Source organism: Novosphingobium sp. RL4 (assembly GCF_035658495.1).
Taxonomy (GTDB): domain Bacteria; phylum Pseudomonadota; class Alphaproteobacteria; order Sphingomonadales; family Sphingomonadaceae; genus Novosphingobium.
Map to the genome: position 1 here is coordinate 1,366,125 of NZ_CP141944.1, position 18,622 is coordinate 1,384,746.

Below are 18,622 nucleotides of genomic sequence, written 5' to 3' on the forward strand. Positions count from 1 at the left end.
GTGCTTATCGGGCGGCGTGGACAGCCTCGGCCAGGGCCGAGGTCAGTTCGCGCAAATGTGCCGGGGCTTCGGTTCCGTGCTGCTTGACCAGATCGACCAGAGCCGAACCGACCACGACACCATCCGCGACTTTGGCGATCTGCGCTGCCTGTTCGGGGGTACGGACGCCGAAACCGACCGCAACCGGGATCGTGCTGGCCGCCTTGAGCTTTGCCACGGCGTCCTCGATCGAGCCCTGAGCGGCCTGCTGCATGCCGGTCACACCGGCGACAGAGACGTAGTAGAGGAAGCCCGAGGAGCCACTGAGAACGGCAGGAAGGCGCGCGGCGTCGGTCGTCGGCGTCGCGAGGCGGATCAGCGAGACGCTCCTGGCGCGCAAGGCCGGACCGAGCTCGGCATCTTCCTCGGGCGGGATGTCGACGCAGATCACGCCGTCGACACCGGCCTTGGCGCATTCGTCCGCGAACCAGTCCGCGCCGCGCGCGATCATCGGGTTGGCATAGCCCATCAGCACCAGCGGAACCTGCGGATGACGGGCGCGGAATTCGCTCGCCATGCGGAAGATGTCGGCGGTCTTGGTGCCGGCGTCGAGGCTGCGGATGTTCGCTTCCTGGATCGCCGGGCCGTCGGCCATCGGATCGGTGAAGGGCATGCCGAGTTCGATCACGTCGGCGCCGCCTGCGACCAGCGCGTCGAGATTGGCGGCAGTGTCGCCATCACCGCCGGTGATGAAGCAGACGAGCGCCGCCCGGCTTTTCCCGTTAATTTCCTTGGCGAATGCGGTTTCGAAGCGGGTCATCGATTAAAGCTCCACGCCCAGCGCTTCGGCGACGGTGAAGATGTCCTTGTCGCCGCGGCCCGAGACGTTGACGACGAGCAGCTTGTCCTCGTCCATCTGAGCCGTCAGCTGCGGCAGCGCGGCCAGCGCGTGCGAGCTTTCGAGCGCCGGGATGATGCCTTCGAGTTCGCAGCAGAGCTGGAACGCTTCGAGCGCCTGCGTATCGGTGATCGGCACGTAGTTCACGCGGCCGCTTTCATGCAGCCACGAGTGCTCCGGCCCAAGCCCCGGATAGTCGAGCCCGGCCGAGATCGAGTGAGCCTCGGTGATCTGGCCGTCCTCGTCCTGCAGCAGGTATGTCTTGTTGCCGTGGAGGATGCCGGGCTTGCCGCCGGTGAGCGAGGCGGCGTGCTTGTCGGTGTCGATGCCGTGGCCCGCTGCCTCGATGCCGGTCATTGCGACTTCGGGATCGTCGAGGAAGGGGTGGAACAGGCCGATCGCGTTCGATCCGCCGCCCACGGCTGCCACCAGCATGTCGGGCAGGCGGCCTTCCTTCTCCAGCATCTGCTCGCGCGTTTCCTTGCCGATGATCGACTGGAAATCGCGCACCAGTTCAGGATAGGGGTGCGGGCCTGCGGCAGTGCCGATGATGTAGAAAGTGTCGTGGACGTTCGCGACCCAGTAGCGCAGCGCGTCGTTCATCGAGTCCTTGAGGGACTGCGATCCGCTTTCGCAGGAGATCACTTCCGCGCCCAGCAGCTTCATGCGGAACACGTTGGGCTTCTGGCGCTCGATGTCCTTGGCGCCCATGAAGATCTTGCAGGGCAGGCCGAAGCGCGCGGCGACGGTGGCCGTGGCTACGCCGTGCTGGCCGGCACCGGTTTCGGCGATGATCTTCTTCTTGCCCATGCGGATGGCGAGCAGGATCTGGCCGATGCAGTTGTTGATCTTGTGCGCGCCGGTGTGGTTCAGCTCTTCGCGCTTGAAATACACCTTCGGGCCTTTGCCTTCCGGGGCAAGGGCGCGGAAATACTCGGTGATGCGCGGCGCATAGTAGAGCGGGCTGGGACGGCCCACGAAATCCTTCATCAGCGCGTCGAATTCCGCCCAGAATGCCGGGTCCGCCTGTGCCTTGCGGTATTCCGTCTCGAGATCGAGGATCAGCGGCATCAGGGTCTCGGCGACGTAGCGACCACCGAACTGGCCGAAGTGGCCGGTATCGTCGGGCAGGCTGCGGAGACTGTTCACGGGCGTCTGTGCGGTCATGATCGGGCCGATTGGCAGAGCGGCGCGGCCAAGTCCAGCGCCTTCGCCTCTATTAGACTGCATGGGGACGAGTTGCCCGATTTCAATTGCAAATCATGCAACACCACTGGATGCATTGGCAATATAATGTCTGTAAGCGGCAGTTTCATGACGGTTTCGGGTAATTATGAATAATTTTGTTCATCTGGGCGAAAGGTAAGGGGGAGCAGCGGGGCCTCCCCCGGTGAGGGCCGGGGACACACTGGAGTTAAAAAATATGCGTATTGCACTCGTTTCGCTCGCCGCGGTTGCTGCCGTGGCTGCTGCTACTCCCGCCCTGGCCAACGAAGCACGCGTTGAAGCGCGCACCGGCGTGATCTGGGACGGTAGCGACAGCGAAGCAGTTGCTGGCGTCGCTGTCGGTTACGATTACGACCTGGGTGACAAGTTCTTCGTGGGCGTCGAAGGTTCGGCGGACAAGATCCTGACCGACAACACCCGCGTTTCGTGGGGCGTCGGCGGCCGCGCCGGCTTCAAGGTCCTTCCGGCCACCAAGCTTTATGCCGCTTCGACCTGGCAGTCGAAGTTCAGCAAGTACGGCAACAGCGCCGTTGCTGTTGGTGGCGGTGTCGAGCAGGGCCTCGGCAGCCAGTTCTACGCCAAGGCTGAATACAAGCACCTGCTGGTTGGCGACAACACCCCCGACGCAGACGTCGGCCTGGTTGGCGTCGGCTACAAGTTCTGATCGAACGCTTCGGCCTGGCGCAGCTACCGAGTTCGCCAGGCCGGGGCCGGACGATGGGAATCCGCTCTGCAAGGAGCGTAAGCCAGGGAAGGGCGGTCTATGAGGGGCCGCCCTTTCTCTTTGGCGCAGGCCGCGGCTGCTCAGGCGCCGCGCACGGCGCGGGCGAAGGCATCGATCCGGTCGAGGTCCTTTACGCCCGGCGCGCTTTCCACGCCCGAGGACGTATCGACCAGCGGCGTGCGGGTCATCCTGATGGCCTGAGCGACGTTGTCCGGCGTAAGGCCGCCGGCGAGGCCCCAGGGGACCGGCCCCTTCCAGTCCGCCACCAGGCTCCAGTCGAAGCTGAGGCCCATTCCGCCCGGCAGCGAGCCCTTGGGCGTCTTGGCGTCGAACAGCACGAGATCCACGGCACCGGCATAGGCTGCGGCCCTGGCGGCATCTTCGGCGGTGGCCACGGACAGGGCTTTCCACACCGCTATCCCGAAGCGATCACGCAATGCCGCGGCGCGTTCGGGGCTTTCACTGCCATGAAGCTGGAGCGCATCGAGGCGGGCGCCGGCCACGGCTTCGGCGATCGCCGCGTCATCGGCATCGACGAACAGCCCGACCTTGCCGATGCGGCTTCCGGCCTGCTGCGAAAGCAGGGCAGCCTGCGCGGGCGTGACGTTCCGGGGGCTTCTGGGAAAGAACACGAAGCCGGCGTGGGCCGCCCGCGCGCGGATCGCCGCTTCGAGCGCTTCGGGCGTGCTTATCCCGCAGATCTTGATCGCCGCAGTTGGCATGTCGCTTTTCTGGCCTAGATTGTGTCCCCGATGTGAAGGGGGACCGATGATGAACCGACTGGGCCGCTATCTAATGCCATTTGCCGCCGCTGCAATGCTGGGAGGCTGCGGGGTGAAGGAGTCGTTCAAGGATGCCGAGATCGAAGTCGGCAAGTTCCATCAGGCGCTCGATGCCGGGCAGTGGCAGCAGGTCTGGACCAAGGCCGATCCGCAATTGCGCGAGACGACTCAGCGCCCGCAGTTCGAGAAGTTCCTCGATGCCGTGCACCGCAAGCTGGGCAAGGTTCGCGAAGCGAAGCAGGTCGGCTGGAATGCCAATGCCACCACCGGCGGCAGCTTCGTCACCCTCACGTACCAGACGACCTTCGAGCATGGCTCCGGGGTCGAGCAGTTTGTCTATCGCAAGGGTGACGGAGGCGGAATGACCCTGGTGGGCTACAACATCGATTCGCAGGATATGATGCTGAACTGACCGGGGGCAGTCAGAGGGGGGATCAGGGGGCGAGTTCGAACTGCACCGTGACGTTCACGTTGGTTTCCAGTTCGCCTGCGGCGACCGGGGGAGCGGCGGCCACGGAATCCATGGCAGCCTTGGCACGGTACATGATCGGTGACGGCGAATAACCGCCGCTCTCGCTGATGGAAATGATGCGGGCCACCCGCAGGCCGGTGGCGCCGGCATAGAGATCGGCCCGTGCGCGCGCGTCCTTGATCGCGGCGACTCGCGCCTCGTTCTGCGCGGCGTCGGGCTGGGAGAGCATGAAGTTGGGGCCGTTGACCTGATTCGCGCCCGCCTTGACCAGCGCGTCGATCACCTTGCCCATATCGTCGAGCTTGCGCTGGCGAACGCTGACGGTGTTGCCGGCCTCGTAACCGACGATCTCGCGCGGGCCGTCGACATAGGATCCGTCAGGCTGGCGCTTGGGCTGCGCATAGACCGGGTTGACGCTGAGACTGCTGGTCTGGATGTCCTTGTCGGCAACGCCTGCACGCTTGAGCGAGGCGATGACCTGGCCCATCCGCGTCGAATTGCTGTTCAGCGCTTCGCTGGCGGTGGCGCCCTGCGTGGTGACGCCCGCCGAGAAGCCCGCCATGTCAGGCGTGCGGGTGGAAGAGCCTTGGGCGTTGATCGTCAGCAGCGTGTGGCCCGCCGCAATCGCGGGGATCATGCCGGAGTCCTGGGCAAGGGCGGGAACCGCCATCGTCGATGCCAGGGCGGCGGTGGTAACGGCAAGCAGGTTCAGGGATTTCATGAGGTCGCACTCTCTATCCATTTGGCCATTCATTGGCCGGATCAACGATCTGGCTGGCGAGAGGTTGCCCGGCGCTGAACCGTGCATTTTGCGCTATGAAAGGTTTGTGTTCCACGCGGCGTCGCACCGGCCCGAACGGGCCGGTGACGCGAACAACCGCCGGCAGCGGATTTCAGTTCAGAGCGTGGCCTCGATCGCGCGCGCGGCGGCGAGGGGGTCTTCGGCGCGGCTGATCGGGCGGCCGACGACAAGTACGCTGGCGCCGGCATCGCGCGCGGCGCGCGGGGTCATGGTGCGCTTCTGGTCGCCATTGCGGCCATCGTCCGGGCGCAGGCCGGGGACGACGAAGTAGCCGTCCTTCCACTGCTGATGGACGGCGGCGACTTCGTGGCCAGAGCAGACGATGCCGTCGAGCCCGGCAGAATGGGCAAGATCCGCCAGGCGCAGGGCCTGTTCGTGCGGTTCGGCGTTGACGCCGATGGCGTTCAGGTCGCCGCCGTCGAGGCTGGTCAGCACGGTGACCGCCACGACCTTGCAGTTCTCTCCGGCAGCGGCCTTGGCGTCTTCCATCATGGCGCGGCCACCGGCGGCGTGGATGGTGACGATCGACGGTTCGAGCACGTGGATCGCCTGCATGGCGCCGGCCACGGTGTTCGGAATGTCGTGCAGCTTGAGGTCGAGAAAGATCGGCAGGCCGAGCTTGTGCAGTTCGTGCACGCCGTGATGGCCGTGGGCGCAGAAGAATTCGAGACCGAGCTTGATCCCGCCGATGTGCCCGGAAACCTTTCGCGCCAGCGCCTCTGCGGCGTCTAGGCGGGGCAGGTCGAGGGCGAGATAGACGGGATTGCTGTTCATGTTCTCAAGGTTCCGGCGAGGGTTCTGGGGTGGAGAGGGGGGTTTCGACGGTGGTCGGGGAAGCGACGGCCGACGGCACGCTGTTGGCGCGCAGCGAGTTTTCCAGGCTGGCGATGCGGCGCTGGAGCCGCCAGCGCATCGCGCGCAGGTAGAGCCACACCGGGGCCATGCCGAGGCCGAAGAAGACCAGCGCCACGACGCCGACCGGCCATTCGAAATGAACGTAATTGGCATCGTCGAGCGGCCAGAAGTTCACCGGGACCTTCGTCCAGTTCATGGCTATGAAAGCGACCAGGATCGCGGTGATCGCAATCCACAGCACCGTGCGGACTATCTGCATGTTCCCTCCGGCAATTCGTGTACCAAGACCTTCGCAATCGCGCTCGATGCTAAGCGCGATTGCGAGGCATGGGAAGTGTCGGCTGGAAGCTTAGTTCCCGAAAACGCGCGCGAAGATCGTGTCGACCTGCTTGAAGTGATAGTCGAGGTTAAACTTGTCCTCGATCACTTCGACCGGCAGCGCGGCGGTGACTTCCTCATCCGCCTTGAGAAGTTCGAGCAGCGAGAGCTGACCGTCCGATTCCCACACCTTCATCGCATTGCGCTGAACCAGGCGATACGACTGGTCGCGCGTCAGGCCGGCCTGGGTCAGCGCCAGCAGCACGCGCTGCGAGTGGACGAGGCCGCCCATGCGGTCGAGGTTCTTCCGCATGCGCTCGGGATAGACGAGCAGCTTGTCGATCACGCCGGTGAGGCGGGCCAGTGCGAAGTCGAGGGTGATGGTCGCGTCGGGGCCGATGAAGCGTTCGACCGAGGAGTGCGAGATGTCGCGCTCGTGCCAGAGCGCCACGTTTTCCATCGCCGGGACCACCGCCGAGCGTACGACGCGGGCAAGGCCGGTGAGGTTTTCGGTCAGCACCGGGTTGCGCTTGTGCGGCATGGCCGACGAGCCCTTCTGGCCGGGCGAGAAGTATTCTTCCGCCTCAAGCACTTCGGTGCGCTGAAGGTGGCGGACTTCGATGGCGAGGCGTTCGATCGAGCTGGCGATCACGCCCAGCACGGCGAAGAACATGGCGTGGCGATCGCGCGGGATGACCTGCGTCGAGACCGGCTCGACCGCGAGGCCGAGCTTGTCGGCCACATAGTCTTCCACGGCCGGATCGACGTTGGCGAACGTGCCCACGGCGCCCGAGATCGCGCAAGTGGCGACTTCCTCGCGGGCGGCGAGCAGGCGGGTCTTGCAGCGCGAGAATTCGGCATAGGCTTCGGCCATCTTGAGGCCGAAAGTCACTGGCTCGGCGTGGATGCCGTGACTGCGGCCGATGGTCGGGGTGTACTTGTGCTCTTCGGCGCGGCGCTTGATCGCGGCCAGCAGGGCGTCGAGGTCTTCGAGCAGGATGTCTGCGGCCTTGACGAGCTGGACGTTCAGCGTGGTGTCGAGCACGTCGGAGCTGGTCATGCCCTGGTGCATGAAGCGCGCTTCGGGGCCGACCTGCTGGGCTACCCAGTCAAGGAAGGCGATCACGTCATGCTTGGTCACGGCCTCGATGGCGTCGATCGCGGCGACGTCGATGGTCGGATTGGTGGCCCACCAGTCCCACAGGGCCTTGCCGGCGCTCTCGGGCACGGTGCCCATCTCGCCCATCTTCACGGCGGCGTGCGCCTCGATCTCGAACCAGATGCGGTAGCGGGCTTCGGGTTCCCAGATCGCGGTCATTGCGGGGCGGGCGTAACGGGGGACCATGTTCGACTCCTTGAGTGACCTGACTCGACCGGGGCTGCGCTGGCAGGCTGACCGGGCCTCTTGCGCCAGAGCCGCTAGGGCGGGCTTGCGATAAAGGCAAGGGCGCGTGGGCCCGCTTCTCGCAATCCTGAGGCCGGATCGCGGCCGTTCCGGCGCGGGCGTGCAAGGTTTGCACGGCCTGGGCGGTGTTCGGGACGGTTATCGAAGCGCTCCGCAACCTTTGCGGGGAAACGATTTTTCCGGCTTCAAGGAGCCATGTTCCACGAGATGCGCTATCGAGAGGACAGCTTTTCGCGGCTCCTCGTCACAACAGGAAGAACAAGCGATGCGACGTGCGCTTTCGATTTTTCTCGCCACTGCCTTCATTCTGGGTGCGCCCGCGGCCCAGGCGGAGGAAACGAAGCTGGAGGAATTCGGCACCGATCTCGAACGCTTCCCCTATCCCTGGAAGGTCGAGCGCATGGACCTGAAGGTCGGCGCCGAAAGCGCCTCGATGGCCTATATGGACGTGCAGCCGGACCAGCCCAACGGGCAGGCCGTCGTCCTGCTCCACGGCAAGAACTTCTGCGGTGCGACGTGGGAGGATACCGCCCGCACCCTGCTCGGCGCGGGCTACCGGGTGTTGATTCCCGACCAGCTCGGCTTCTGCAAATCGTCCAAACCCGCCTCCGCGCAGTACAGTTTCGCGATGATGGCCGATGCGACGCACCGGCTGATGGAGAAAGTCGGGCTGGAGAAGGCGATCATCCTTGGCCATTCGACCGGTGGCATGCTCGGCCTGCGTTTCGCGCTGATGTATCCCGGCGCGGTGCAGCGGCTCGTGCTGGTGAACCCGCTTGGCCTTGTCGATCGCATGGAGGAGGGCGTGCCCTATGTCCCGCTCGACAAGCTGCTCGCTGCCGAGAAGGCCAAGGGCTATGCCGAAATGCGGCAGTACCAGCTCGATACCTACTATCACGGTGAGTGGAAGCCAGCCTACGACCGCTGGGTCGCGATGCTGGCGGGCCAATATGCGACGCCGGACAACGATGCCGCCGAACTGGCACAGGCTAAGACCGCCGAGATGATCCTGACCCAGCCGGTTTCGCACGAGTTCGGCCGCCTCGCCGTTCCCGTCACGCTGATGATCGGGATGAAGGACACCACGGTGTTCGGCAAGGGGCAGGCGCCGGCCGAGGTGCGCGCGAAGCTGAAGCCCATTCCGGCGATTGCCCCTCAGGCGGCTGCGGCGATGCCGTCCGCGCGCATCGTCGAACTGCCGGACTTCGGCCATTCGCCGCAAGTGGAAGCGCCGGAGGTGTTCGGCGCGAAATTACTGGACGTGCTGGGCGCCCCGGCGCCGTGAAGGCCGGATATCGACCGGCGAGGAAAGCCGCGTGGGCTGTTACGGGCTCGGCGGCAGGGCGCCGGGGTTCCGGCGGCACGCCGGAGCAGGGGTGGCCGAGGCCTTCCAGCGCAGTTCGTAAGTGACGAGAAAACCGTCATGGTCCGATAGCTTCGGGCTTTCCGGGCGTCCGTCAAACAGGGCCTCCACCCGGATCGGGCGGATCCGGACGCTGTCTCCGCTCCACAGGAACTGCAGGTCCTGCGTGTCCATCCACGGTTCATCGCCATCCCATGACATGCGCACGTCGCATCCCGAGGCAGGCTCGGCGCAGATGCGATGGACGAGATCGAGCGACTGATAGCGGGAGAAGTTCTCCCAGCGCTGTTCCGAATGGCGCATGTTGAAATCGCCCCCGAAGATCAGCGGCGTTGCGTCATCGTGAGTCCGGTCGATGAACTCGGAGGCTTCGAGCGCCTGCCGGTCATGCGCTGCGAGATTCCGCGCGGCCGGGGCCCGGGAGGCCCCGCGCGAATTCATGTGCGTATCGTAGATGTCGATCAGCGTGGGCACGCCGGGAATCTCGATTCGCGCCAGTGCGATGCCCTTGTTGGCAAGGCAGTCGAACCCGGCGCAGGATTTGCGCCCATAGGCGCGCCGCGCGGTATCGACGATCGCGTAGCGCGAGGCGATGGCAAGGCCGCTGCCGAAGAAATGAATGCCGATCTCGCCGCGCTGGAGATTGGAGTTGCCCGGCAGCTTCTGCCTGGTGGAGCCGCGGGCGCGGGTGGTGCGGTGCGGGCCGGAGTGGATTGCGGGGTAGCCGGTGGATGCGACCGCCCGCTTGGCGGCATCGCTGAACATTTCCTGGAACAGCACCACGTCGGGCGCGGTTCCGGCAGCGCGCATGGCGGAAAGGCGTTGGCCGATCTGCGAGAGGGACGGCCCCCGGCCGCTGCGCGCGGGCCAGGAGAGGCCTTCCATATTGTAAGTCAGCACCGAAAGTGTCGCGGTGGCCGTTTGCCCGTCGTCGAGCAGCGTGATCGGGGGCGGCTGGACGGCGCTGCATGGCACTTGCGCCGAAGGGGGCGCCACCGTGTTGCAGCCGGCGACCAGCAGCATGAGGCCGATTCCCGCAGCGCTTCGGGAAAGAGCAGGTCCACCATTCATCCGTTTGCGGAAATACATGCCAGCGACCTAAGTCCTGCGAGATCGCAAGTCCATGGCGGCGCGGTCAGGCGGTGGACCACTGGAATTCCATGCACACTTCACCGAAGGTGGTGCCGTCCGGGGCGAAGCTGCGCTCCACGATCATGCCCTTGCCGCCGCGCTGTACGGCCAGCACCGTGCTGCACCGCGTGCCATAGAGGGGATCGCGAATGAAGACCGGGGCGAAGCGCGGCTCCGGGCCGTCTTCGGGACTGGCGAGCCGTGGGTCCGGGGTTTCGGCGCGCAGTGCGGCGAGCAGGTCTGCAGGGTTAGCATCGCCTTGGGCCAGCCAGGTGGCAATCGACTGCTCGACCTGGAGCGTCTTGGGCCAGGGCACGTCGAACCCGCCGTTCGAAAGGCCATGGATGCCCGGCAAGAGCGGGCGTGATTCGGGGGCGGGGTGGTTGGTCAGGAAACGCGCCTCGCCCGCCGCCACTTCGACGAGGTTGAAGGGGTTCATCGATTCGACCGGTTCGGACCGGCGGCCTTCGAGCAGATCGGTGACAAGCTTTCCGCGTGAAGGCCTGCCGGGCACGGAGCCTTCCGGCACCCGGTAATTGGTCACGAGAACGAATCGGTTCGTCCTTGCCGTTTCGCCTTCGGTGAGGCCCAGCCAGGTGCCCCCGCCCAGCAGGTCCCGTCCGGCGATGATGCCGCTTCCGTCACCCCAGCGCGCGAGCGGGGCGGTGGGGCGGGTGTGGAACTCGTCCCGGTTGCCGGCAACCACGAGCGGCCATTCCGGGTGGGCCTGCCATGCCACGGCGGCAACGCACATCGTCAGATCAGTCCCTTGGCCCTGAGGCTCGTATGGCCTTCCCGGCCGATGATGACATGGTCGTGCACCGAGATGCCGAGCAGTCGTCCGGCCTCGGCGATGCGGTTGGTGACCTCGATGTCGGCGCGGCTGGGCTGGGGCGAGCCGGAAGGGTGGTTGTGAACGAGAATCAGCGCCGTTGCCCCAATGTCCAGCGCACGGCGAATCACCTCCCGCGGATGGATGGCAGCTTCGTCGATCGAACCGTCGCCCACGAGGTCGTCGAGGATCAGCATGTTCTTCGAATTGAGATAGAGCACGCGCACGCGCTCACGCGTGAGGTGCGCCATGTCGATCGTCAGATAGTCTATCAAAGCCTGCCACGAGCCGATCACCGGTGCTTCGCGCACTTTCTGGCGGGCGAGGCGGGTCGCCGCGACAGTGACCACCCGCAGCGCGGCCACGGCAGCCTCGCCCATGCCGGGGTGGCCGGCCAGCGCGCGCGGATCCGCCTGCAGCACGCCCGCCAGCGAGCCGAAGCGATGGATCAGGCTGCGGGCGAGGGGTTTCATGTCGCGCCGGGGAACGGCCTGCATCAGCAGGAGTTCTATGACCTCGTGATCCCCCAGAGCTTCCGCCCCACCTTCGACCAGCCGCTTGCGCAACCGGGCCCGGTGGCCGCTGGGATCGTTCCCCGTCTGCGCGGCGCGCCCATCCCGGGCACCCGAAACCCCACCGGCATCCGGGCCGGAGTTTTCGGCGGGTTCATCGAAGAGACTGTCGTGATCGGGCATAACGTGCACAGACAATTGCCTTTCCCGGACGCCAAGCGCAAGTGAAGGACCGGATGCCTCAGGAGCATGACCCAGCCACCGCTCCGGCGGAAACGCCCCCGCCGCGCCGCAAGCGCCGGAGGGCGTTTGCACTCGTCCTGCTGACGGGCGCCGCGCTCGGGCTGGCCGGCACATGGTTCTGGCGCGAGGACATCGCCGAAAACCTGATCTCCGGCGAGCTTGCCAAGCTGGGGCTCCCTGCCACTTACGAGATCGTCAACATCGGTCCTTCCGAACAGGTCGTGCGCAATCTCGTGATCGGCGATCCCCGCCGGCCGGACCTCACTGTCGAGGAAATCCGCGTCGCCACGCGGCTGAACTGGGGTTGGCCGGGCATCGGGCGAATCACCGTGGTTCGCCCGCGCCTTTTCGGCACCCTTCACGGCGGCAGGTTCAGCCTGGGCTCGCTCGACAAAGTGCTGCACGCGGGTGAGCCGAGCAAGGACTACGCCTTGCCCGACCTCGACGTGGCGGTGGAGGACGGGCGCGCCCTGATCGAGAGCGACTATGGCCGCATCGCCGCCAGGCTTGCCGGAAAAGGCGGGCTGCGCGGCGGGTTCGACGGCGAACTCGCGGCCCTTTCTCCGCATCTTGCCGCGCAAGGCTGCGAGGCGGGGCGGACCACGCTCTATGGCAGGGTCCGCATCTCCGGCGGCAAGCCCCGCTTCACCGGCCCGCTGCGGTTCGACGGTCTGGCCTGCCCGAAGCAGTCGCTTCGGGTGGCAAAGAGCGGCGCGCAGCTCGACGTGACGCTCGACCGGTTGCTCGACGGCGGCGAGGGCAGGATCGGTCTAGACGCCGGCGAGACAGGCTTCGCGGCCAACCGGCTGGAGGGCCTGACCGGCTCGGGACGTTTCACCTATCGCAGGCAGGCGCTCACCGCTCAGTTCCGCGTGGAGGCGAAAGGCCTCGCCACGCCGCAGGCGCGGCTGGGGCAACTGGCGTTCGATGGAAGCCTGCGCTCCGCAAACGGTCTTGCGCGATTCGATCTCGACGGAGACGTGACGGGCAAGGGCGTCTCCATCGGCGAATCGGTTGATGCCATGCTGGTCGAGGCGGCGCGCGCCGGGGAGGGCACGCTCGCCGCGCCGGTCGCCACGCAGGTCCGCTCTGCGCTGGCCCGCGAGACGCGGGGCAGTACGCTTGACGCGAATCTCATCCTGAGACGCGGCGAGGACGGGTTCAGCCTGGTGGTGCCGCGCGGCCATTGGCGCGGGGCCAGCGGTGCCTCGTTGCTGGCGCTGTCCCGCCTGCAGGCGAAATTCGGGGCGAACGACCGCCGCCCCGTGGTCACCGGCAATTTCGCAAGTGGCGGGCAGGGGTTGCCGCAAGTTTCCGGGCGGATGGAAAGCGATGCACGCGGCCATCTCGCGCTGCAGGTCGAGATGCCGGAATACCGCGCCGGCGATTCCCGCGTGGCCCTGCCGCATTTCGCGCTGAGCCAGACGCCTGACGGCACGATGAGCTTCACCGGCGAAACGCGCCTTTCCGGTGCCTTGCCCGGCGGCGCGGCGCAGGATCTGGTCCTGCCGATCGACGGGCGCTGGGGCGCGGACGGCACGCTTGCGGTCTGGCCGCGATGCACGACGATCGGCTTCGGGCGGCTCGCTTTTGCAAATCTCACGCTCGACAGGCGCAGCCTGCAAGTCTGCCCGGCGCGCGGCGGTTCGATCCTGCGCAGCCATGCAGGCGGGTTCGACATCGCCGCAGGCGTTCCGGCGCTCGACGTGTCCGGGCACCTTGGCGAAACCCCGATTCGCGTCGCCAGCGGCCCGCTCGGCTACGCGCAGTTCGCCGGCAGGCCCGGCGCGCTGACCGCGAAGGCGGTCGATGTCAGCCTCGGTCCGCGGGAGGCGCCATCGCGGTTCCGCCTCGCCACGCTGGATGCGCAAGTGGGCAAGGATATCGGCGGGGCGTTCGATGAAGCGGACATTTCGCTCGCCGCCGTCCCGCTCGACCTCAAGCAGACCGCGGGCAACTGGCGCTATTCGGGGGGCGTGCTCGCCATCGACAAGGCCCGCTTCACCCTGGTCGATCGCCAGCAGGCGCCGCGTTTCCAGCCTCTCGTCGCCCGCGACGGAACGCTGAGGCTGGAAAACAACGTCATTACCGCCCAGGCCGTGCTGCGGGAGCCCACCAGCGACCGTGAAATGGTCCGCGCCGACGTGGTCCACGATCTCGGCAAGGCGAGCGGCCATGCCGACCTCGCGGTCTCCGGGATCACGTTCGACAAGCAGGTCCAGGCCGAAACGCTCTCGCCTTTGCTGCTGGGCATCGTCTCGAACCTGGAAGGCAGCGTCCACGGCACCGGACGGATCGACTGGAACGGGCAGGGCGTGACCAGCCACGGGCGCTTCGCCACCGACGGCCTCGATTTTGCGGCGGCGTTCGGTCCGGTGAAGGGATTGAGCGGGGATATCGCGTTCACGGACCTGCTCGGCTTCGTCACTGCGCCGGACCAGAAGCTGAAGATCGCCTCGATCAATCCCGGCGTGGAAGTGACCGATGGGGAGCTGTCGTTCCAGATGGAGCCCGGCTACCTGCTGCGCCTGAACGGAGCACGCTGGCCGTTCATGTCAGGCACGCTGACGCTGGACCCGGCGACGATGCGCATCGGCGCCTCGGAAACACGGCACTACAAGCTCAACGTCAGCGGGCTCGACGCGGCGACCTTTGTTCAGCACCTCGAACTCACCAACATCAATGCCACCGGCGTCTTCGATGGCGAAGTGCCGCTGGTGTTCGATGAGCAGGGCGGGCGCATCGTCGATGGCTACCTCGCCTCGCGCGATCCGGGCGGCAATGTCAGTTATCTGGGCGCGCTGACCTACAAGGACCTTTCGGCGATGGGCAATTTCGCCTTCGGTGCGCTCAAGTCGGTGGACTACAGGCACATGGAGATCGGGCTGGGCGGCTCGATCTCGGGCGAACTTCTCACGCGCATCAGTTTCGACGGGCTCAGCCAGGGAACCAGTGCGCAGCGAAACTTCATCACCAAGCAGATCGCGAAGCTGCCGATCCGCTTCGTCGTCAAGATCAAGGCGCCGTTCTTCAAGCTCTTCGGCTCGATGCGTTCGCTTTACGATCCCACTTACGTCACCGATCCGCGTGCGGTCGGCATATTCAGCACGGTGCCGGGGCAGGTCCCGACGGGCGATCCCGGTTCAACTCGTCCCGCCCCAGCCACCATTCAGCCTCCAGTCAGCGAGAATAATCCATGAAGGCCCTGGAATTGACCGGAAGCACTCCGGCTGCGACAAGTCCGGCGATGATGAGCCAGGCACTCCACAACCCGCAGCAGGTTCCCTTTCGGTCCGGCAGGCGCGCCGTTCGCGCCCTGATGGTGGTGATGGGTCTGGGATCGATGCTGGGCGGATGCGTGAATGTGAGCGCGCCCGACAAGCCGATAGTGATCGAACTCAACATCAACATCAGGCAGGAAGTTATCTATCGTCTCTCCCAGGACGCGGAGAACACGATCAAGGAAAACGAAGGCGTATTCTGATGAGCAAGATCCGTTTCAGCAGTCCCGTCGCCTATCTGGGTGCGATTGCGCTGGCACTTGGTGCCGGTAGCGGCGCGCTGGCGCAGGAAGGGCGCGACCCGGCCTATGCCGCAGCCCGTGCCGCAGGGCAGGTGGGCGAACAGAAGGACGGTTATCTCGGCGTGATCGGAGCGCCTTCCGCCGATATTCGCGCCATGGTTCGTGACCTCAACAACAAGCGGCGCGCGATCTACACCGAAAAGGCCGCGGGCAAGAGCACGATCGAGGAATATGCCTTTGCCACGGCATGCCGCCTGATCTCGCAGACCCAGCCGGGCGAAAAGTATCAGGCCCCCGATGGTTCATGGAAGGTTCGCGGTGCCGGAGCGCCGGAGCGCGATGCACGCTGCCCCTGATATCGGGCTGGCGCTGATATCGACAGCGTCTAATGAACATTGAAAGGGCGGCCGGTTTTCCGGTCGCCCTTTTTCGTATGTCGAAGAGCGCCGCGTTCGCGAAGGCGAGCGGCCGGGCTTCCTCCCGAGCTGAATATCCCGGCGGACGTTCGGCGCGTTCTTGAGGATTTTCTTCGGCATCGTCCTTGCGGTATTGTCCGCAAGGCACCACTTCCGCAGCCTGATCGACACTTGGACACACGCCGTCGCGTGTGAACAACTGTTGCCGCGCGCCTCGTGCCATGGTTGACTCAAGAATAGCCCCACCCTAAGGGGGCGGCGCCCTCGGCGGGCAGCCGTTGAACGCGTCATTACGTTCCTATTCGTTTGAGAGGAGGAGCCTGACATGAACGACGAGCCGTCCGCACGGGAACCTGTCGGCGAGGATGCGCGCCTCGATTCGCTGGACGATCGGCTGAAAGCCCTTCGTGAGCGGGAGGCGAAGCGTCAGAAGCCGGTCGCGGGCGCGGAAACGGACGATGCCTATCGTGCCGGAAACCGCGTCCTGGCCGACTTGCTCGGTGGGGTTGCCGGTGGTCTGTTTCTTGGCTGGGTGATTGATCACTTTGCCGGAACATCGCCCTGGGGTCTGATGGTAATGATGTTCCTCGGAATATTCGTTGCCTTCAGGAATATTATCAGGAATTCGAACCGGCGCCCGGATTGACCCAAGGGGGGTGGATTAGGGCGCTGTCGTTCATTGGCGACAGGGATATTCGCGTGGCAGCCGAAGCGAAGGTCGATCCGATGCACCAGTTCAGCATCCAGCCGTTGTTCGGCTCGGAAGGCTGGAGCATCGCCGGTTACAACATCGCCTTCACCAACAGCACGCTGTGGATGGCGATTGCCGCCGTCACGCTGGCGTTCTTCGTTGCGGGCGGCATGAAGCGCCAGCTCGTGCCCGGTCGTTGGCAGATGGCGGTGGAAACCTTCACCGGCTTCATCGACGGCATGCTGGCTGCGAACGTCGGCCCCGGCGGCAAGAAGTACGTTCCGTACATCTTCTCGCTGTTCATGTTCATTCTCTTCGCGAACTTCCTCGGCCTGCTGCCGCTGGGCGTGATCGGTCTCCATGCCTTCACGTTCACCAGCCACTTCTCGGCCACGGGCGTTCTTGCGGTGCTTTCCTTCGCGATCGTCATCATCGTCGGTTTCGCGAAGCACAAGCTGCACTTCTTCTCGCTGTTCGTGCCGCACGGCACTCCGGTGATCATGATCCCGCTGATCTTCTGCGTGGAACTGATCTCCTTCCTGGTGCGCCCGTTCAGCCTCGGCCTGCGTCTTTTCGTCGCAATGATGGCCGGCCACGTCCTTCTTGAGGTTCTTTCGAGCTTCGTCATCAGCTCGGGCAATGCCGGTATCGGCCTCTTCGCCATCGCCGGGCTGCCCAGCTTCATCCTGATGGTCGGCATCTGCGCTCTCGAGCTGCTGGTTGCCGGTATCCAGGCCTATGTTTTCGCTCTTCTCACTTGCGTCTATCTCAACGACGCCGAGAATCTTCACTGATTTTTCAGTCTCACTCGAGTTTTCCAAAGGGAGTTTTTGAAATGGACGCAGAAGCTGCAAAGCTGCTTGGTGCTGGTTTCGCCGCAATCGGTTGCGGCCTCGCCTCGATCGGCGTGGGTAGCGTTTTCGCGAAGTTCCTCGAAGGCGCGCTGCGCAATCCGGGCGCCGCTGATGCCCAGCAGGGCCGTCTCTTCATCGGCTTCGCCGGTGCCGAACTTCTCGGTCTGCTGTCGTTCGTCGTTGCCGCGCTGCTGATCTTCGCCTGATCGCGCGCCACTGATCCGGTCCGGCTGCCCGAACCCTTTGGTGAGGCGGCCGGATCACCGGATGCAAGAATTCTATCGGCCACTTCGAGACAGGGCGGACCCATGCCTCAGATCGCACAGCTAGCCGCGACTTATTCCAGCCAGATCTTCTGGATGCTGATCTTCTTCGGCTTCACGTTCTTCGTCGTTGGACGGGGAATGGTTCCCAAGGTCATGGATACGGTCGCGCAGCGCGACAAGCAGATTGCCGACGACCTCGCCGCCGCCGAGCGCTTCCGCGCATCGGCCGATGCGGAAGAGGAAGCCTGGCGCACGCGTGAGAACGCTAACCGCGCCGAGGCGCAGGCCCTTATCGCGGAAGCCCGCGCCAAGGCCGCTGCCGTCACGACCGAGCGCCTCGCGACCGCGCAGGTGGCAATCGACGCCACGCTCGCCGAAGCCGAAACCCGTATCTCGCAGGCACGCCGTTCGGCCGCCGCCGAGATCGAGGACGTCGCCGCCGACGCCGCGCGCGAGATCGTCAGCCGCATTGCCGGCCTGACTCTTGACGACGGTGCGGTTCGTTCCGCCGTTAAGGAGAACCTGGTCCATGGCTGAGAACACTGAGCTGTCCACCACGGACACCGTCGTCGCCGAGGGTACGTCCCACGAAGGCGCCGAGATGGCAGGAACCCAGGCCGGCGTGGAGCATCATGCCGAACCGCTGCTGCTGGGCGTCGCCCCGCCGGTTGCGGTCGTCAGCGCCTCGATGCTGGTGCTCATCGCGATCATGCTCTGGAAGGGGCTGCCGAAGATGATCTCCGGCGGTCTCGACAGCAAGATTGCCGAGATCAAGGCGCAGCTTGCCGAAGCCACGACTCTGCGCGCCGAAGCGGAAGCGCTGCGCAAGGAATATGCCGACAAGATCGCGAGCGCCGAAAAGGACGCCGCGGCCATGCTCGACCATGCCCGTCACGAAGCGGAAACCATCGTCGCCAAGGCTCAGGCCGATACGACCGATGTCATCGCCCGCCGCGAGAAGATGGCCCAGGACAAGATCGGCGCCGTCGAACGTGCCGCCGTCACCGAACTGCGCCAGCAAGCCGCTGCCGCCGCTGCCGCGGCAGCGCGGGGCCTTATCAAGACCAACCATTCGGCGGATGCCGACAAGGCGCTGGTCGATCAGGCAATCGCCGGAATCTGATCTTTTCCGGATCGGCTGCGAAGCAAAAGGCCTCCGTGCGCTGCACGGGGGCTTTTTTGTGTCCCGCGTCCGGTCATGTCCGGCGGGAGCGTGATCGGGAGTTGACGGGCGCTGCGTTTGGGATCAGAGCGACGCCCGCGCAGCCCATGTTGCTGCGGTGTTTCAGGAAGCGAGGACATGTCAAGCGACAGTTCCAGTAGGACCGC

General features: G+C 65.4%; 21 protein-coding genes. 11 read left to right on the forward strand and 10 right to left on the reverse strand.

Annotation, left to right across the window (positions count from 1 at the left end):
• Positions 1–4 precede the first annotated feature (4 nt).
• Both trpA and trpB read right to left on the reverse strand, forming a co-directional pair.
• On the reverse strand, positions 5–799 hold the full coding sequence (gene trpA / locus U9J33_RS06650; protein ID WP_324698675.1) for a tryptophan synthase subunit alpha: 795 nt from the start codon (positions 797–799) through the stop codon (positions 5–7).
• Positions 800–802: 3 nt separating this feature from the next.
• On the reverse strand, positions 803–2,044 hold the full coding sequence (trpB, locus tag U9J33_RS06655) for a tryptophan synthase subunit beta (protein ID WP_054439811.1): 1,242 nt from the start codon (positions 2,042–2,044) through the stop codon (positions 803–805).
• Between the two features lie 256 nt (positions 2,045–2,300).
• Between trpB and U9J33_RS06660 the strand changes: the two genes are divergently transcribed.
• On the forward strand, positions 2,301–2,768 hold the full coding sequence (locus tag U9J33_RS06660) for an outer membrane protein (RefSeq protein WP_054439809.1): 468 nt from the start codon (positions 2,301–2,303) through the stop codon (positions 2,766–2,768).
• A 140-nt stretch (positions 2,769–2,908) separates the two neighbouring features.
• On the opposite strand, the gene U9J33_RS06665 is transcribed toward U9J33_RS06660, so the two are convergent.
• Positions 2,909–3,550: a phosphoribosylanthranilate isomerase gene (locus U9J33_RS06665; RefSeq protein WP_324698678.1), complete on the reverse strand. Its 642-nt coding sequence runs from the start codon at positions 3,548–3,550 to the stop codon at positions 2,909–2,911.
• Between the two features lie 112 nt (positions 3,551–3,662).
• Here U9J33_RS06665 and U9J33_RS06670 point away from each other — a divergent pair, with 112 nt between their 5' ends.
• Positions 3,663–4,022 (forward strand): DUF4019 domain-containing protein, encoded by a 360-nt coding sequence (locus tag U9J33_RS06670; protein WP_324698679.1) that lies wholly within the window; start codon positions 3,663–3,665, stop codon positions 4,020–4,022.
• A gap of 22 nt (positions 4,023–4,044) precedes the next feature.
• Here the strand turns inward: U9J33_RS06670 and U9J33_RS06675 are convergent, their stop codons facing one another.
• The 4 genes from U9J33_RS06675 to purB all read right to left on the reverse strand — a co-directional run bounded on the left by U9J33_RS06675 (position 4,045) and on the right by purB (position 7,402).
• Complete coding sequence (locus tag U9J33_RS06675; protein WP_324698680.1) at positions 4,045–4,803, reverse strand: SIMPL domain-containing protein; 759 nt, start codon at positions 4,801–4,803, stop codon at positions 4,045–4,047.
• A gap of 177 nt (positions 4,804–4,980) precedes the next feature.
• Positions 4,981–5,658 (reverse strand): orotidine-5'-phosphate decarboxylase, encoded by a 678-nt coding sequence (pyrF, locus tag U9J33_RS06680; protein WP_054439805.1) that lies wholly within the window; start codon positions 5,656–5,658, stop codon positions 4,981–4,983.
• Positions 5,659–5,662: 4 nt separating this feature from the next.
• Positions 5,663–5,998: a LapA family protein gene (locus tag U9J33_RS06685; RefSeq protein WP_054439803.1), complete on the reverse strand. Its 336-nt coding sequence runs from the start codon at positions 5,996–5,998 to the stop codon at positions 5,663–5,665.
• Positions 5,999–6,088: 90 nt separating this feature from the next.
• Positions 6,089–7,402 (reverse strand): adenylosuccinate lyase, encoded by a 1,314-nt coding sequence (gene purB / locus U9J33_RS06690; RefSeq protein WP_324698683.1) that lies wholly within the window; start codon positions 7,400–7,402, stop codon positions 6,089–6,091.
• A gap of 325 nt (positions 7,403–7,727) precedes the next feature.
• Between purB and U9J33_RS06695 the strand changes: the two genes are divergently transcribed.
• The gene (locus tag U9J33_RS06695; RefSeq protein ID WP_324698684.1) at positions 7,728–8,747 is read left to right on the forward strand and encodes an alpha/beta hydrolase; all 1,020 of its coding nucleotides are present in this window, start codon (positions 7,728–7,730) and stop codon (positions 8,745–8,747) included.
• A 39-nt stretch (positions 8,748–8,786) separates the two neighbouring features.
• On the opposite strand, the gene U9J33_RS06700 is transcribed toward U9J33_RS06695, so the two are convergent.
• The 3 genes from U9J33_RS06700 to radC form a co-directional block, all read right to left on the reverse strand.
• Entirely contained in the window at positions 8,787–9,848 is a 1,062-nt protein-coding gene (locus tag U9J33_RS06700) for an endonuclease/exonuclease/phosphatase family protein (protein WP_324698685.1), read from the reverse strand.
• A gap of 112 nt (positions 9,849–9,960) precedes the next feature.
• Positions 9,961–10,710 carry an NRDE family protein gene (locus tag U9J33_RS06705; protein WP_324698686.1) on the reverse strand — a complete coding sequence of 250 codons (750 nt, stop codon included), beginning with the start codon at positions 10,708–10,710 and terminating at the stop codon, positions 9,961–9,963.
• A 2-nt stretch (positions 10,711–10,712) separates the two neighbouring features.
• A complete protein-coding gene (gene radC / locus U9J33_RS06710; RefSeq protein WP_324699016.1) occupies positions 10,713–11,483 on the reverse strand; it encodes a RadC family protein in 771 nt (256 codons plus the stop codon).
• A gap of 53 nt (positions 11,484–11,536) precedes the next feature.
• On the opposite strand from radC, the gene U9J33_RS06715 reads away from it, so the two are divergent.
• The 8 genes from U9J33_RS06715 (at position 11,537) to U9J33_RS06750 (ending at position 18,416) form a co-directional block, all read left to right on the forward strand.
• The gene (locus U9J33_RS06715; RefSeq protein ID WP_324698687.1) at positions 11,537–14,743 is read left to right on the forward strand and encodes a YdbH domain-containing protein; all 3,207 of its coding nucleotides are present in this window, start codon (positions 11,537–11,539) and stop codon (positions 14,741–14,743) included.
• Between the two features lie 47 nt (positions 14,744–14,790).
• On the forward strand, positions 14,791–15,027 hold the full coding sequence (locus tag U9J33_RS06720; protein ID WP_292634489.1) for a YnbE family lipoprotein: 237 nt from the start codon (positions 14,791–14,793) through the stop codon (positions 15,025–15,027).
• Complete coding sequence (locus U9J33_RS06725) at positions 15,027–15,422, forward strand: YdbL family protein (protein ID WP_054439792.1); 396 nt, start codon at positions 15,027–15,029, stop codon at positions 15,420–15,422. Before U9J33_RS06720 ends, U9J33_RS06725 begins: the two co-directional genes overlap by 1 nt.
• A 385-nt stretch (positions 15,423–15,807) precedes the next feature.
• The gene (locus U9J33_RS06730) at positions 15,808–16,128 is read left to right on the forward strand and encodes an AtpZ/AtpI family protein (RefSeq protein WP_054439790.1); all 321 of its coding nucleotides are present in this window, start codon (positions 15,808–15,810) and stop codon (positions 16,126–16,128) included.
• 80 nt (positions 16,129–16,208) lie between these two features.
• Positions 16,209–16,967 carry a F0F1 ATP synthase subunit A gene (locus U9J33_RS06735; RefSeq protein WP_221937158.1) on the forward strand — a complete coding sequence of 253 codons (759 nt, stop codon included), beginning with the start codon at positions 16,209–16,211 and terminating at the stop codon, positions 16,965–16,967.
• 41 nt (positions 16,968–17,008) lie between these two features.
• Entirely contained in the window at positions 17,009–17,233 is a 225-nt protein-coding gene (locus U9J33_RS06740) for a F0F1 ATP synthase subunit C (RefSeq protein WP_054439786.1), read from the forward strand.
• 102 nt (positions 17,234–17,335) lie between these two features.
• Positions 17,336–17,830, forward strand: a complete 495-nt coding sequence (locus U9J33_RS06745; protein ID WP_054439784.1) for an ATPase — start codon at positions 17,336–17,338, stop codon at positions 17,828–17,830.
• Positions 17,823–18,416, forward strand: a complete 594-nt coding sequence (locus U9J33_RS06750) for a hypothetical protein (protein WP_082370470.1) — start codon at positions 17,823–17,825, stop codon at positions 18,414–18,416. The genes U9J33_RS06745 and U9J33_RS06750 overlap by 8 nt, the downstream gene beginning before the upstream one ends.
• The last annotated feature ends 206 nt before the right edge of the window (positions 18,417–18,622 follow it).

Excerpts from the sequence above, each read along its gene's own strand:
- trpA (WP_324698675.1), bottom strand. The coding sequence starts at position 799 with ATGACCCGCTTCGAAACCGCATTCGCCAAGGAAATTAACGGGAAAAGC.
- trpB (WP_054439811.1), bottom strand. The coding sequence starts at position 2,044 with ATGACCGCACAGACGCCCGTGAACAGTCTCCGCAGCCTGCCCGACGAT.
- U9J33_RS06660 (WP_054439809.1), top strand. The coding sequence starts at position 2,301 with ATGCGTATTGCACTCGTTTCGCTCGCCGCGGTTGCTGCCGTGGCTGCT.
- U9J33_RS06665 (WP_324698678.1), bottom strand. The coding sequence starts at position 3,550 with ATGCCAACTGCGGCGATCAAGATCTGCGGGATAAGCACGCCCGAAGCG.
- U9J33_RS06675 (WP_324698680.1), bottom strand. The coding sequence starts at position 4,803 with ATGAAATCCCTGAACCTGCTTGCCGTTACCACCGCCGCCCTGGCATCG.
- pyrF (WP_054439805.1), bottom strand. The coding sequence starts at position 5,658 with ATGAACAGCAATCCCGTCTATCTCGCCCTCGACCTGCCCCGCCTAGAC.
- U9J33_RS06685 (WP_054439803.1), bottom strand. The coding sequence starts at position 5,998 with ATGCAGATAGTCCGCACGGTGCTGTGGATTGCGATCACCGCGATCCTG.
- purB (WP_324698683.1), bottom strand. The coding sequence starts at position 7,402 with ATGGTCCCCCGTTACGCCCGCCCCGCAATGACCGCGATCTGGGAACCC.
- U9J33_RS06695 (WP_324698684.1), top strand. The coding sequence starts at position 7,728 with ATGCGACGTGCGCTTTCGATTTTTCTCGCCACTGCCTTCATTCTGGGT.
- U9J33_RS06700 (WP_324698685.1), bottom strand. The coding sequence starts at position 9,848 with ATGCTGCTGGTCGCCGGCTGCAACACGGTGGCGCCCCCTTCGGCGCAA.
- U9J33_RS06705 (WP_324698686.1), bottom strand. The coding sequence starts at position 10,710 with ATGTGCGTTGCCGCCGTGGCATGGCAGGCCCACCCGGAATGGCCGCTC.
- radC (WP_324699016.1), bottom strand. The coding sequence starts at position 11,483 with ATGCCCGATCACGACAGTCTCTTCGATGAACCCGCCGAAAACTCCGGC.
- U9J33_RS06715 (WP_324698687.1), top strand. The coding sequence starts at position 11,537 with ATGCCTCAGGAGCATGACCCAGCCACCGCTCCGGCGGAAACGCCCCCG.
- U9J33_RS06720 (WP_292634489.1), top strand. The coding sequence starts at position 14,791 with ATGATGAGCCAGGCACTCCACAACCCGCAGCAGGTTCCCTTTCGGTCC.
- U9J33_RS06725 (WP_054439792.1), top strand. The coding sequence starts at position 15,027 with ATGAGCAAGATCCGTTTCAGCAGTCCCGTCGCCTATCTGGGTGCGATT.
- U9J33_RS06730 (WP_054439790.1), top strand. The coding sequence starts at position 15,808 with ATGAACGACGAGCCGTCCGCACGGGAACCTGTCGGCGAGGATGCGCGC.
- U9J33_RS06735 (WP_221937158.1), top strand. The coding sequence starts at position 16,209 with ATGCACCAGTTCAGCATCCAGCCGTTGTTCGGCTCGGAAGGCTGGAGC.
- U9J33_RS06740 (WP_054439786.1), top strand. The coding sequence starts at position 17,009 with ATGGACGCAGAAGCTGCAAAGCTGCTTGGTGCTGGTTTCGCCGCAATC.
- U9J33_RS06745 (WP_054439784.1), top strand. The coding sequence starts at position 17,336 with ATGCCTCAGATCGCACAGCTAGCCGCGACTTATTCCAGCCAGATCTTC.
- U9J33_RS06750 (WP_082370470.1), top strand. The coding sequence starts at position 17,823 with ATGGCTGAGAACACTGAGCTGTCCACCACGGACACCGTCGTCGCCGAG.